A 13,694-nucleotide genomic window follows, 5' to 3' on the forward strand; every position below is an offset into this window, starting at 1 on the left:
ACCATTTCATCTGCGGAGAGAGGCTCCTCACCCCTCCCTCTCCCCGTAAGAACGGGGAGAGGGAGAAGAGGCAGCGCCCCCAGAATCTGCTAACACGCTCCCCATGACTGCACCCGACGCCACCTCCCCCGCCGCTACTTCCGCCCCCGCCACCTCCTGGCGCGACGGCCTTGCTGTTTACCTGCAACCGCGGGTGCTGATCGTGCTGTTTCTCGGCTTCTCCTCGGGGCTGCCGCTGGCGCTGTCGGGGTCGACGCTGCTGGTGTGGATGCGGGAAGCCGGCGTCGATCTCAAGACCATCGGGCTGTTTGCGCTGGTCGGCACGCCCTACACGCTGAAATTTTTGTGGGCGCCGCTGGTGGATGCGCTGCATGTCCCGCTGTTCACCCGCGCCTTCGGGCGGCGGCGCGGCTGGCTGCTGTTCTCGCAAGCCCTGCTGATCGTCGCGATCCTGCTGCTGGCGATGACCGATCCGGCGCGCTCGCCGTTCTACGTCGCGCTCGGCGCGCTGCTGGTGGCGACGACGTCGTCGACGCAGGACATCGTGGTCGATGCCTTCCGCGTCGAGAGCTTGCCCGAGAGCGAGCAGGCCGCCGGCATGGCGGCTTACGTCGCGGCCTACCGCATCGGCATGCTGGTCTCGACCGCCGGCGCATTGTTCGTCGTCTCCGGCTTCGAGAGCACCGGCATCACGCGCACATCGGCCTGGATGTGGGGCTATGTGGTGATGGCGGCGATGGTGCTGATCGGGACGATCACCGCACTGGCCGCGACCGAGCCCGAGCAGTTGGTGCGGGCGGAAGCTTCGACGCAAACCGAGACCGCGTTCACGCGCGTGCTGAACGCGGCGATCGGCGCCTTCTCCGAATTCCTGTCGCGCAAGGACGCCATCGCCGCGCTCGCCTTCGTCGTGCTGTTCAAATTCACCGATGCCTTCTCCGGCACGATGACGGCGCCGTTCGTGATCGACCTCGGCTTCACCCGCAACGACTATGCGGCGATCGTGAAGGGCGTTGGCCTGGCGGCAACGCTGATCGGCGGCTTCGCCGGCGGTTTTGTCGCGCGGCGCTATCCGCTGGCGACATCGCTGTGGATCGGCGGCGTGTTGCAGGCGCTGGCCAACCTCACCTTCTCCTGGCTTGCCGTGGTCGGCACCAATCAATGGGCGCTGGCGCTCGCCATCTGCGCCGAGAATTTCACCAGCGCCATCGGCACCGTGATCTTCGTCGCCTATCTCTCGGCCCTGTGCCAGAACCCGCTGCACACGGCGACGCAATATGCGCTGCTCACCGCGCTTGCGGCGGTGGGGCGGACCTATCTCTCGTCAGGTGCGGGCTTCGTGGCTGATACGACCGGCTGGACGCTGTTCTTCGTGATCTGCGTGCTGGTGGCGATCCCGAGCCTGATCTTGCTGGTCTGGCTGCAGAAGCGCGGGCACTTTGAGGCGCTGGGGCCGGTCCGGGTGTGATCGAACCCTACCGCACCACGCCCGACGTGAACCCCGCCTTGCGGCGCGGCGGCTTGATGTCCTTTTTCAGGAAGCAGCGCGCTTCACGGCCGGTATAGCCGGGGCGGGCATAGGTGAAGGCGCGGCACTTGTTGTCGGCAGTGCAGGCGGCCTTGCAGATTTCCTCGCCCTCGCCGTCCTTGAGCTCGAAATTGCGCAAGTCCCCGCCGGGGCGGTCGATCGACGTCTCGACGCCTTCGACGCGCGGCTCGATCACGCCGGCACCCCGCACACCGGAGATGCAGCAGCTGCCCGGGACGCGCGGCGGCACGGCGTTCTTCAGCCAGCATATCGCCGAGCCGCCTTCGATGTCGGGATAGCTGAAGCTCCAGGAGCGGCACTTGCGATCGCGCTCGCAGAGCAGCGCGCAATCCTCGGGATCGCCGGACGTGATCGGCTGATTGAAATAGTCGCCGCCGGGCCGGTCGAACGCCGTCTGGGCGCGCACAGGCCCGCTCGCAAACACGAGCGACAGCAGCGCAGCACAAGCCACGACGCTCGCCATGATCGCCCCAGGCAGGCGGCCCTTCCCCATCGGAACAGCTTTCGAGTTATTGACGACGCTCAGGTTTTTCAGCCGGTCATTTGATCGCCGCAAACCTGTACGGGCGATGAACGGCTGAAGTCCTACGTGATGGTCTCTCGAACTAGAGCGTTTCGAGCGATATGGGTACCGGTTCGCGTAAAGAAAACGCGTCAAAATGAGAATCTAGAGCCCGTTCCGATTCATCGGACCGGAAGTGGCTCTAGAACGCGTATTCCGCGTAGGCCGGTTCCACGGAGCCGTTCCAGGGGCCGTTGAACTTCTCAAGCATTTCCTCGGCCGGTGTCCGGCCGGAATCGATGATGTGATCGAGCGGCTCCAGATATCGCGTCTCATCGCGGCCGAGCTGGTCGATCCGGCCGCGCCGGCGCAGGCCGGCATGTGCCAGAACGAGGCATTCCTTGGCGATCTCGAACAGATAGCGATCCTTGATCCGCGACTTGAAGCCGAAGCGCGGCACGTCGTCGCGCAGCGACTGGCGCTCATGCGCGCTCCAGTGCTTCACCAGGTCCCAGGCCGCATCGAGCGACACGTCGTCATAGAGCAGACCGGCCCAGAACGCCGACAGCGCGGGCAGACGGCCCCACGGGCCACCGTCGGAGCCGCGCATCTCGAGATAACGCTTGAGCCGCACCTCGGGGAAGATCGTCGAGAGATGGTTGGCCCAGTCCGACAGCGTCGGACGCTCGCCGGGCAAATTGTTGTTGCGGCCGTCGAAGAAGGCACGGAACGAGGAGCCCGAGACGTCGATGTAATCCTCGTCGCGCTTGACGAAATACATGGGCACGTCGAGCGCGTAGTCGACATAGCGTTCAAAACCCATGCCGTCCTCGAACGCCCACGGCATCATGCCGGCACGCGCATTGTCGGTGTCGCGCCAGATCTCGGAGCGGAAGGACAGGAAGCCGTTCGGCTTGCCTTCGGTGAAAGGCGAATTCGCAAACAGTGCAGTCGCGACCGGCTGGAGCGCGAGCGAGACGCGCAGCTTCTTGACCATGTCGGCTTCGGAGGAGAAGTCGAGATTGGTCTGCACCGTGCAGGTCCGGTACATCATGTCGAGGCCGTATTGGCCGACCTTCGGCATGTAATTGGTCATGATCTTGTAGCGGCCCTTGGGCATCACCGGGATGTCGGCGCGCGACCAGGACGGCGTCATGCCGAGGCCGAGGAAGCCGATGCCGAGCGGGGTTGCGATCTCGCGCACCTGCGCGAGATGCGCCATCAGCTCGCTCTGGGTCTGGTGCACGTTCTCGACCGGCGCACCGGAGAGCTCGAACTGTCCGCCGGGCTCAAGCGAGATCGCCCCGCCGCCGGTGACGTCGTAGAGGCCGATGATGTTACCCTTCTCCATGATCGGCTCCCAGCCGAGCAGGAGCTTCATGCCTTCGAGCAGCGCACCGATGCCGCGCGGGCCTTCGTAAGGCACCGGACGGTGGCCTTCGAGCGTGAACGGCGTCTTCTCGTGCTCGGTGCCCATGCGGAATTCGGACGGGTCCTTGCAGCCGGCCTCGAACCACGCGACGAGCTCGTCGCGTGATTGCAGCGGCGTCATATCGATCTGGTCTCGCGCCATATCAAACTCTAATCAAAAGGGGCGCTTCGATCGAAGGCGCGCGGGTGACGGGAATTGTCCGCGAACCCACCGGGCGCACGGACGAACTGGTGTGCCGCGCGATCATCGCGACGGCGTGGTTTCGTTGGCGTGGACGATGGGCGGCAGCTTCATCTCGCCGCACGAGCAGCCGAGGCGGTCGAGCAGGCCGCTGAGCTTGACGGCATCCGCATCCGACAGTTTCGAGCCGACATATTTCTCGATTGCGGCCGAATAGGCGCCCCACATCCGCTTCTGCAATTCGCGGCCAGCCTCCGTGATCTCCACGAACTGGCCGCGCTTGTCGATCTTGCATTCGCGCCGTCCGGCGAGGCCCTCGTCGACCAGGCGATCGATCAGGCGCGAGGTGGAATATTGCGGGATCAGCATCTGCCGCTCGAGTTCCACCGGCCGCAGCTCGCCCGAGGGCGCCCGCGCCAATTCGAGCAGGGCGTCGTACCATGCCAGTGGCGGGAACCCCGCCTTCTTGAGATCCTGCTCGACGCAATCGAGCACGCGGCTCTGTACCCGCATCAGGCGGATCCAGGCGGAAGTGGCCTCGGTAGATGGTTTGCGTTTCATGGTCCCGCTCACGCTCGTCGCCCGTCTCTTACCCCACTCGATGCACCTGCATCAATCTTGCTAATTCATGCAGGTGCATGTAGGCGTTCTTTCGCCACAACCAAGCATCAAGAGGAGGAAATTCCATGAAACTCTATTACTCACCCGGCGCCTGCTCCCTGTCCCCGCACATCGCGCTCCTGGAAGCCGGCCTGCCCTACGAACTGGTCAAGGTCGATATCCGGGCCAAGAAGCTCGAAAATGGTGAGGATTATCTGAAGCTGAACCCCAAGGGCCAAGTCCCCGCGCTGGGCCTCGATAGCGGTGAGATCGTGACCGAAGGCCCGGTCATTGTCCAGATGATCGCCGACCAGGCCGCAGCCAAGGCCCTGGCGCCGGCCCATGGCAGCTCCGAGCGTTACAAGCTGCTCGAATGGCTGAACTTCCTGACTTCGGAGGTGCACAAGAGCTTCGGCCCGATGTTCGCGCCAGCGCTGAACGACGAGGCCAAGGCGTTCTTCAGGGATCGTGTCATGGGCAAGCTGAAATACATCGACAGCCAGCTCGCCGGCCGCGATTACCTGATGGGCAAGCAGTTCACGGTGGCCGACGGCTACCTGTTCACGATGCTGACCTGGGGCGACCGGATGAAGTTCGACCTCTCGGCGATGCCGAACCTGACCGCCTACAAGGCCCGGGTCGCCGCGCGGCCGCAGGTGCAAGAGGCGTTGAAGAAGGAAGGGCTGGTGCAGGCGAAGTGAGGCCGGACGACGCCAGATGAAACGACGAAGAGCCGGATCAATGATCCGGCTCTTTCTCTTGGCGCCCATTTGTGCCCGCTCACGGAACTCGGGATCGAAAACTCGCGGGCAAATTTTAGGAGCATTGTCGGAGTTAATAATAACCCCGCCTTGTCGTAGGAGGCAGTGCCACACTCCTTGTGAGAGCAGTCCAGTTCGCGCAACCTATCGACGGCAGCGGGTCCGCAAAGTTGGAATACGAACGTGACGACCGCACTTGTTCTTCTGTTCGCGAGCACGCTCGCTGGATTGGCGACGGGATTGTTGTTCCGGGTCTGGTCGCTACTGCTGGTCTCGCCGGCAATCGCAGTCCTTGCCGCAATCGTCCTGCAGACCTACGGCTTCGGATTTTGGGCCGGCATTCCGGTCATCATCGGCTGCCTGACGGCGTGCCAGCTGGCTTTTCTGGTCAGCGCGTTCCAGCGGCACAACGGCGGCATCCTAGCCCAGGACGATAGCGACGGCGCTCCAGGCCACGATGGCCAACATGGCATTGGCGGCGAGAACGAGTAGCGCCAGACCCGCCCATGAGGGAATTTTTCTGCGCAGGCGCAGGACTCTGGAGAGTAGCGGCAGCCGACCCGGCAGCACCGGCGAATATCTCAGCGCGACACCTGCAACGTCACTTTGAAACACCGGGGAGATCATTCTGGAACACCTTCAATGCCAATCATCGTTCTGTGGATTGGTTAGCAAGAGCGGTGCCAGTGCGGAGCTCCTGTGGTCCCGGCGGGGAGCCGAGGCGGCCGTCGTGTGGCATGGGAACGCGCGGAATATCTGCCGTCAGCAATAAGGAAAGGCCGGATCGATGATCCGGCCTTCTTGTTCGAATGCCTGAGGTGTTTCGAATCAGGTTCAGGCCGCCGCCTTCTTCGGCGCGAAGCGGCCGTAGAAGGTTTCGCCCTTTGCCGCCATCTCCTCGAGCAGCTTCGGCGGGGTGAAGCGCGAGCCGTACTTCGCCTCGAGCTTGTGGCAGAGCTCGACAAACTTCTTCGTCCCCATGAAGTCGATGTAGGACAGCGTGCCGCCGGTGAACGGCGCGAAGCCGAAGCCAAGGATGGAGCCGACATCCGCCTCGCGCGGATCGGTGATGACGTGATCCTCGACCGTGCGCGCGGCTTCCACCGCCTGCACCACCAGGAAGCGCTGCTTCAGCTCCTCGATGTCGAGCGTATCAGGGTCGAGCTGCTTCGGCTGCAGTGCGGAGAGACCCGGCCACAGGCTCTTCTGACCCTTGCCCTTCTCGGGATAGTCATAGAAGCCCTTGCTGTTCTTGCGGCCGAGCCGGCCCTGTTTCTCGACCAGCTCCACCATCAGCTTCTTCTGGTCGGGGTTGATGGCGTTGGGGCCGAGATCGGCTTCCGTCGCCTTCATGATCTTCAGGCCGAGGTCGAGCGCGACTTCGTCGGAGAGCGAGAGCGGGCCGACCGGCATGCCGGCCATCTTGGCGCAGTTCTCGATCATCGCCGGCGGCACCCCTTCGAGGAACATCTCGTTGCCTTCGGCGACATAGCGGCCGACGCAGCGATTGGCAAAGAAGCCGCGGGAGTCATTCACCACGATCGGCGTCTTGCCGATCTGCCGGACGTAGTCGAGCGCGGTCGCGAGCGCGACATCGCCGGTGTTCTTGCCCTTGATGATCTCGACCAGCATCATCTTCTCGACCGGCGAGAAGAAGTGGATGCCGACGAACTTGCCCTGGTCCTTGAAGCCCTCGGCCAGCGAGGTGATCGGCAGCGTCGAGGTGTTCGACGCGAAGATCACGTCCGGCTTCATATGCTCCTGCGCCTTGGCGAAGGTGTCAGCCTTGACCTTGCGGTCCTCGAACACGGCCTCGATGACGAGGTCGACGTCCTTCAGCGCGGCGTAGTCCGCGGTCGGCGTGATGCGCGCGAGCAGCGCTTCGGCGTCACCAGGCTTGGCGCGGCCCTTCTTGATCTGCTCCTCGATCACCTTCTGCGCATGCGCCTTGCCCTTGTCGGCGCTCTCCTGGTCGCGGTCGATCAGGATGACGTCGAGGCCGGCACGGGCCGAGACGTAGCCGACGCTGGCGCCCATGAAGCCGGCGCCGATCACGGCGATCTTCTTGACCTTGGTCGCGGGCACGTCCTTCGGACGACGCGCGCCCTTGTTGAGCTCCTGCATCGACAAGAACAGGCTGCGGATCATCGCGGCCGCTTCCTTCGAGCGCAGCACCGAGGTGAAGTAACGCGACTCGACGCGAAGCGCGGCATCGATCGGCAACTGCAGGCCTTCATAGACGCAGCTCATGATCGCGCGCGCGGCCGGGTAGTTGTCATAGGTCTCGCGGCGATAGATCGCATTGCCGGCCGGGAACATCATCATGCCGGCCTTGGAGAACACCGGGCCGCCCGGGAGCTTGAAGCCTTTCTCGTCCCAGGGCGCGACGGCCTTGCCGCCGCCCTTGATCCAGTCCTTCGCCGCCTTGATGAGATCGGCAGCAGGAACGATTGCGTGGATCAGATTCAGCGCCTTGGCCTTCTCGACCGTGACAGGATCGCCCTTGAGCAGGATCGTCATCGCGTCCTGCGGCGGCACCAGGCGTGGCACGCGCTGCGTGCCGCCCGCGCCGGGGAACAGGCCGACCTTGACCTCGGGCAGACCGAGGCGGGTCTTGGGATTTTCGGCCGCCACGCGATAGTGGCAGCACAGCGTGATCTCGAAGCCGCCGCCGAGCGCGAGGCCGTTGATCGCGGCCGCCCACGGCTTGCCTGATGTTTCGATCGAGCGCAGCACCAGCGAGAAGCGCCGGGCCTGGTCGAACAGCATCTGGTTTGCCGCGGTCTCGTCCTGCTCCTTCAGCACCTTGGCGTAGGCCTGGTTCATGCCTTCGAGCATCGACAAATCCGCGCCGGCACAAAACGCTTCCTTGGCGGAGGTGATGACAACGCCCTTCACCGCGGCATCAGCCGTGGTGTCCTTGACGATCGCGTCGAGCTCGCTGGTCGAGGTCTCGTCGAGCACGTTCATCGAGCGGCCCGGGATGTCCCAGGTGACGAGCGCGATACCATCGGAATCGGTCTCAACCTTGAAGTTCTTGTAAGCCATGTTGGTTGCTCCTCGGTGCCGCAGCCGATTCCAGGCGCGGCGGTTGACGGTGATCTCGTAGGGTGGGCAAAGGCGCCCTTGCGCCGTGCCCACCATCATTCGCGGAGATATCAGTGGTGGGCACGCTTCGCTTTGCCCACCCTACGGCAGCTCGTTACACCCGCTCGATGATTGTGGCGGTGCCCATGCCGCCACCGATGCACAGCGTCACCAGCGCCGTCGACTTGTTGGTGCGCTCGAGCTCGTCGAGCACGGTGCCAAGGATCATCGCGCCGGTTGCGCCGAGCGGATGACCCAGTGCGATCGCGCCGCCATTGACGTTGATCTTGGCATTGTCGATGTCGAAAGCCTGGATGTAGCGCAGCACGACGGAGGCGAAGGCCTCGTTGAGCTCGAACAGGTCGATGTCCGACTTCTTCATGCCCGAACGCGCGAACAGCTTTTCGGTGACGTCGACCGGACCGGTCAGCATCATCGCGGGCTCCGAGCCGACATTGGCAAACGCGCGGATCTTTGCGCGCGGCTTGAGACCGTACTTGCTGGCCGCTTCCTTGCTGCCGAGCAGCACCGCGCCGGCACCGTCGACGATGCCGGAGGAGTTGCCGGCGTGGTGCACGTAATTGACGCGCTCGATCTCGGGATGCGACTGCACGGCAACGCCGTCAAAGCCGCCCATCTGCGCCATCATCGTGAATGACGGCTGCAGTTGCGCCAGCGACTGCATCGTCGTCGAGGGACGCATATGCTCGTCCTTGGCGAGGATGGTGAGGCCGTTGATGTCCTTCACCGGCACGATCGACTTGTTGAAGCGTCCCTCTTCCCAGGACTTCGCCGCGCGCTGCTGGCTCTGCACCGCGTAAGCGTCGACGTCGTCGCGCGAGAAGCCGTATTTGGTGGCGATCAGATCGGCCGAGACGCCCTGCGGCATGAAATAAGAGGGCACCGCCATCGACGGGTCCATCGGCCAGGCGCCACCGGAGGCACCGATGCCGACGCGGCTCATGGATTCGGCGCCGCCGCCGATCACCAGCTCGTGCTGGCCGCTCATCACCTGCGCGGCAGCAAAGTTCACAGCGTCGAGGCCGGAAGCACAGAAGCGGCTGATCTGCACGCCGGGCACGGCCTCGCCCAGGCCCGCCTTGAGCGCGGCGAAGCGCGCGATGTCGGAGCCGGCTTCGCCGACCGGATCGACCACGCCGAGAATGACGTCGTCGACGGAATCTTCGGGAAGATTGTTGCGATCCTTCAGCGCCTTCAGCGGCACGGTCGCAAGCGCAAGCGCCGTCACTTCATGCAGCGCGCCGTCAGCCTTGCCGCGGCCGCGCGGGGTTCGGACGTGGTCGTAGATATAGGCATCTGCCATGGGAGCCTCCTGATTGCAGTTATTTTGTCATGACCGTCGCGCGGCCGGAATCATCGGTCGCGCGTCAATTTTCAGAACGCTTCCGCCGGCAATTCCATGATGGTGGCGGAGCCGGCCTGGATGCGGGCGAGGTTGGCCGCGGTTTCCGGCAGCATGCGTTCCATGAAGAAACGGCCCGTGACGAGCTTGGTGGAGAGATAGGGCGTCGCCCCGCCCTCGGCAATCTTGGCTTGGGTGACCTTCGCCATCTTTGCCCACATGTAGCCGAGCGCGACGAATCCGAAGAGATGCAGGAAATCGGTTGCGGCAGCGCCCGCGTTGTCCGGCTTCATCATTGCGTTCTGCATCAGCCACGTGGTGGCCTGCTGGAGATGGCCGAGCGCCGTCGAGAGCGGGGTGACGAACGGCTTCATCGCCTCGTCGCCGCCATTCTCCTTGGCAAACGCGCCGACCTCGCCGAAGAACGCCATGATGGCGCGGCCGCCGTCGCGCGGCAGCTTGCGGCCGACGAGGTCGAGCGCCTGGATGCCGTTGGCGCCTTCATAGATCATCGCAATACGCGCATCGCGCACGAACTGCTCCATGCCCTGTTCGGCGATGTAGCCGTGGCCGCCATACATCTGCTGCGCCTGCACCGCGTTGGCGAAACCGTACTCGGTGAGGAAGCCTTTCAGCACCGGCGTCATCAGACCCATGTGATCGTCGGCGGCCTGGCGGTCCTTGGGATCCTCGGAACGGTGGGCAACGTCGCTCTTCAGCGCGGTCCACATCACGAAGGCACGCGCGGCTTCGTTGAAGGCGCGGATCGAGAGCAGCGTGCGGCGGACGTCGGGATGCACGATGATCGGGTCAGCCTGCTTGTCCGGCGCCTTCACGCCGGTGAGCGAGCGGCCCTGGATGCGGTCGCGGGCATAGGCGACCGCGTTCTGGTAGGCCACTTCAGACTGCGCGAGGCCCTGCACGGCGACGCCGAGGCGGGCCTCGTTCATCATCACGAACATGCCCTGCATGCCCTTGTTCTCTTCGCCGATCAGCCAGCCGGTGGCGTTGTCGTAGTTCATCACGCAGGTGGAATTGCCATGGATACCCATCTTGTGCTCGATCGAGCCGCAGACGACGCCGTTGCGCTGCCCTACCGAGCCATCGGCATTGACCAGGAATTTCGGCACCACGAACAGCGACACGCCCTTGATGCCGGCGGGCGCACCCTCGATGCGGGCGAGCACAAGGTGGATGATGTTGGGGGCGAGATCATGCTCGCCGGCCGAGATGAAGATTTTTGTACCCGTGATCTTGAAGCTGCCGTCCGACTGGCGCACCGCCTTGGTGCGGAGCATGCCAAGATCGGTGCCGCATTGCGGCTCGGTCAGGTTCATGGTGCCGGTCCATTCGCCCGCGACCATCTTCGGCACGTAGGTCTGCTTCTGCTCGGGGGTGCCGTGCACGATCAGCGCGGCGGTCGCGCCCATGGTGAGGCCGCCATACATCGAGAACGCCATGTTGGCGGAGCACTGGAATTCGTTGACCGCCTGGCTCAGCGTTACCGGCAGGCCCTGGCCGCCGAACTCGGTCGGAGCCGACAGACCAAGCCAGCCGCCCTCGGCGACCTGCTTGAATGCGTCCTTAAATCCCTTCGGCGTGGTGACGCTGCCGTCATCGGCGCGCTTGCAGCCTTCGAGATCGCCGACGCGATTGAGCGGCTGGAGCACTTCTTCCGAGAGCTTGGCGGCTTCGCCAAGGATCGCTTCGCGCACGTCGCTCGACGCGTCGGAGAAGCCGGCCAGATTGTCGTAACGGTCGATCTGGAAGACTTCGTTGAGCAGGAAGTTCACGTCTTCGACGGGGGCTTTGTAGATCGGCATGGTGGTCTCCCGGCATACATCTTGAAGTGTTGGAATTCTCTATGATTGGGCGGCGAGCTGCTCCGCCATCAGGCGATGCAGCATGTTGACCGCCTTGAGCGGACGCACCATCACCTTGAAATAGGTGATGCGTCCCTCGGCATCGAAGGTGATGATGTCGACGCCGTTGATCTCGATGCCATCGATGATGGTCTTGAATTCGAGCACAACGCCATTGGCGCTCTTCCACTCGCCGACATAGGTGAAGCCGGGACCGCCGAGCACCTTCTCGGCGCTCGCGAGATATTTGAAGGTGATGTCGCGGCCACGCTGCGGCGAATGCACGACGGGGCTTTCAAAGATGGCGTCAGGATGCAGCAAGTCCCAGAGCGCTTTGCTGTCATGCGACTTCATGAAGGCGTACCAGGAATCGAGGCCGGTCATGGTCAGGGTGCCTCCCGTGGATCAAATCAAAGGCTTTGGCAAAAAATGCGAAAACAACCCCATGCACAGTAGCGAGAAGGTTGATTCCGCTGGGCTTTCGGATCGGGTCTTTTGCCCCGACCTCGGCCTCTTCATATGCACATTGACGCATATGCACCAATGCGCATAAAGTCAAGTCAATTGGTCGAGACTTCTAAAGGGAGCTGGTGCCATGGCGCTGGGCGACGCAATCCTCGCATGCCTGACGGAACGTCCGATGACGGGCTACGAGCTCGCCAAGACGTTCGACTCCTCGATCGGCTTCTTCTGGAAGGCCGACCACCAGCAGATCTACCGCGAACTCTCCAAGCTGCGCGACCGCGGCTACATCCAGGGCCGCGAGGTCGTGCAATCAGGCAAACCCAATAAGCTCATCTATACGCTCACTCCGGAAGGGCGAACAGCGCTGCGGCACTGGGCCGCGCGGCCAAGCACGCCCCCCTCGATCAAGGACGACCTCCTGGTCCGCCTGCATGCGCTCGACAGCATCGACATCGAGCCGATGCGGGCCGATTTGATGGCCCGGCTGGAGCACCACCGCGACCGCCACGGCAATTACGAGCGCATCCTGAAGAAGCGTTTTCCGGAAGGGACCGCGTCTGATGTGCTCGACCTCGGTAATCTGTTGCTGCTTCAGCTCGGCGCCCGCCACGAGCAGCTGGTGGCGGACTTTTGCGAGGAGGCGCTCGAGGCGCTGTCGGCGATGAGCGGCAAGGGCGCGGTGGTGCCGATCGAGGACGGCAAGCGCGAGGGGAAGAGTTAGGCGCCGGCGGGTTAGTACTTGAAAGTCATCGCGACACCTGTCATATCAGAAACGACACATGGCAAAGGCTGTGCAGATGTATGACCAGGGCACTCTTTTTGTCGGCGCGGTCTTACCTGAAGTTATCCGGCTGACGGCAGTCGCGCGTCTTCTCGGAGGGACCGCGACGCTCCGCAAGATGCCGCAGAGCCCATTGGAGGCTCACGAAATTCTCCTGAACGGCCTTCCGTCCAGGGCGCTGCTACACCTCATCGAGCATCTCGACTTCCTCCGCTGGGACGATTCGTTCGCCAGGGCGATCGGGATGAGCCACCGGACCTATCAGCGCCATACCGCCGAAAATACTGGACAGCTAAGTTCCGAGCAGAGCGGTCGCGCGTGGAAATTGGCTGAGATATTGGTGAAAGCGACGTCGGTCTTCGGCTCGCAGGCAGAGGCAGAGCAATGGCTGGAGCGCCCGGCTGTAGGCCTCGATCAACGCAAGCCAATTGATCTGTTGGCCACCCCTGCCGGTGTCGAACTCGTCGAGGACTTTCTCGCACGCCTCGAGTATGGCGTTTACGCGTGACGCCACTTCCGGCATCGCTCGGGGGCTCCGAGCTGGTGGCGTGGCGTCTTGATCAATCCAAATACGCAACGACTTGGGACACCGGCGAGGGCGCGTTTCTCGTCGGCGGCCGCTGGAACAGCAGAGGCGTCCGCGCGGTGTACTGTTCGATTGATCCCGCGACGGCGATTCTGGAAGTCGCCGTCCATAAGGGATTTCGCGCGCTGGACACCGTGCCTCACGTGATCACGGCGGCAACGATCGATCCGGCTGGTGTCTTCGTCGTCGAATCCGGCAGTGTGCCAAATCCCAACTGGCTGAGGCCGGGGATACCGAGCGCCGGCCAGCAGGCATTCGGGGATGAGCTGCTTACAAACCACAAGTTTGTTGTGATCCCGAGTGTGGTTTCGACGGCGAGCTGGAACTTGATCTTCACCGCCTCCAATGCCGCTGGTTCGTACAAGATGAAATCCCAGGAGCCGTTTGCCCTGGACACCCGGTTGCATCCACCCGGGCGCTAAGCCCTGCTTGAGGCGTTCACCCGGGCCACCGGCCTTCGCCGTGTACGCTCCCCCGGTTCCCGGCGCCCAACTTTAAGACACCGTCAACGGGTTCCTTAACTCGT

Annotated in this window: 13 protein-coding genes; 6 read left to right on the plus strand and 7 right to left on the minus strand. The window is 63.5% G+C overall.

Annotated features, from left to right (window positions below):
• Window positions 1-103 precede the first annotated feature (103 nt).
• Window positions 104-1,468 carry an MFS transporter gene (locus IVB29_RS32815; protein WP_247507544.1) on the plus strand — a complete coding sequence of 455 codons (1,365 nt, stop codon included), beginning with the start codon at window positions 104-106 and terminating at the stop codon, window positions 1,466-1,468.
• 7 nt (window positions 1,469-1,475) lie between these two features.
• On the opposite strand, the gene IVB29_RS32820 is transcribed toward IVB29_RS32815, so the two are convergent.
• The 3 genes from IVB29_RS32820 to IVB29_RS32830 form a co-directional block, all read right to left on the minus strand.
• Window positions 1,476-2,042 carry a PAN domain-containing protein gene (locus IVB29_RS32820; RefSeq protein WP_247507545.1) on the minus strand — a complete coding sequence of 189 codons (567 nt, stop codon included), beginning with the start codon at window positions 2,040-2,042 and terminating at the stop codon, window positions 1,476-1,478.
• A 211-nt stretch (window positions 2,043-2,253) separates the two neighbouring features.
• Entirely contained in the window at window positions 2,254-3,624 is a 1,371-nt protein-coding gene (locus IVB29_RS32825) for a glutamate--cysteine ligase (protein ID WP_247507546.1), read from the minus strand.
• 102 nt (window positions 3,625-3,726) lie between these two features.
• Entirely contained in the window at window positions 3,727-4,224 is a 498-nt protein-coding gene (locus tag IVB29_RS32830; RefSeq protein WP_247507547.1) for a MarR family winged helix-turn-helix transcriptional regulator, read from the minus strand.
• A 125-nt stretch (window positions 4,225-4,349) separates the two neighbouring features.
• Here IVB29_RS32830 and gstA point away from each other — a divergent pair, with 125 nt between their 5' ends.
• Window positions 4,350-4,964, plus strand: coding sequence for a glutathione transferase GstA (gene gstA, locus IVB29_RS32835; RefSeq protein WP_247507548.1), 615 nt, complete (start codon window positions 4,350-4,352; stop codon window positions 4,962-4,964).
• 243 nt (window positions 4,965-5,207) lie between these two features.
• Entirely contained in the window at window positions 5,208-5,516 is a 309-nt protein-coding gene (locus IVB29_RS32840; RefSeq protein WP_247507549.1) for a hypothetical protein, read from the plus strand.
• Between the two features lie 342 nt (window positions 5,517-5,858).
• Here IVB29_RS32840 and IVB29_RS32845 read toward each other — a convergent pair whose 3' ends face one another.
• The 4 genes from IVB29_RS32845 to IVB29_RS32860 form a co-directional block, all read right to left on the minus strand.
• Window positions 5,859-8,072 carry an FAD-dependent oxidoreductase gene (locus tag IVB29_RS32845; RefSeq protein ID WP_247507550.1) on the minus strand — a complete coding sequence of 738 codons (2,214 nt, stop codon included), beginning with the start codon at window positions 8,070-8,072 and terminating at the stop codon, window positions 5,859-5,861.
• A 154-nt stretch (window positions 8,073-8,226) separates the two neighbouring features.
• Complete coding sequence (locus tag IVB29_RS32850) at window positions 8,227-9,435, minus strand: acetyl-CoA C-acetyltransferase (protein ID WP_247507551.1); 1,209 nt, start codon at window positions 9,433-9,435, stop codon at window positions 8,227-8,229.
• A gap of 71 nt (window positions 9,436-9,506) precedes the next feature.
• On the minus strand, window positions 9,507-11,297 hold the full coding sequence (locus IVB29_RS32855; RefSeq protein ID WP_247507552.1) for an acyl-CoA dehydrogenase C-terminal domain-containing protein: 1,791 nt from the start codon (window positions 11,295-11,297) through the stop codon (window positions 9,507-9,509).
• A 39-nt stretch (window positions 11,298-11,336) separates the two neighbouring features.
• The gene (locus tag IVB29_RS32860; protein WP_247507553.1) at window positions 11,337-11,720 is read right to left on the minus strand and encodes a nuclear transport factor 2 family protein; all 384 of its coding nucleotides are present in this window, start codon (window positions 11,718-11,720) and stop codon (window positions 11,337-11,339) included.
• Between the two features lie 211 nt (window positions 11,721-11,931).
• Between IVB29_RS32860 and IVB29_RS32865 the strand changes: the two genes are divergently transcribed.
• The 3 genes from IVB29_RS32865 to IVB29_RS32875 are packed head-to-tail and all read left to right on the plus strand — an operon-like array spanning window position 11,932 to window position 13,590.
• A complete protein-coding gene (locus tag IVB29_RS32865) occupies window positions 11,932-12,522 on the plus strand; it encodes a PadR family transcriptional regulator (RefSeq protein WP_247507554.1) in 591 nt (196 codons plus the stop codon).
• Between the two features lie 58 nt (window positions 12,523-12,580).
• Window positions 12,581-13,090 carry an antitoxin Xre/MbcA/ParS toxin-binding domain-containing protein gene (locus IVB29_RS32870; RefSeq protein ID WP_247507555.1) on the plus strand — a complete coding sequence of 170 codons (510 nt, stop codon included), beginning with the start codon at window positions 12,581-12,583 and terminating at the stop codon, window positions 13,088-13,090.
• Window positions 13,087-13,590 carry an RES domain-containing protein gene (locus IVB29_RS32875; protein WP_247507556.1) on the plus strand — a complete coding sequence of 168 codons (504 nt, stop codon included), beginning with the start codon at window positions 13,087-13,089 and terminating at the stop codon, window positions 13,588-13,590. The genes IVB29_RS32870 and IVB29_RS32875 overlap by 4 nt, the downstream gene beginning before the upstream one ends.
• The last annotated feature ends 104 nt before the right edge of the window (window positions 13,591-13,694 follow it).

The organism is Bradyrhizobium sp. 1, assembly GCF_023073315.1.
Lineage (GTDB): Bacteria > Pseudomonadota > Alphaproteobacteria > Rhizobiales > Xanthobacteraceae > Bradyrhizobium.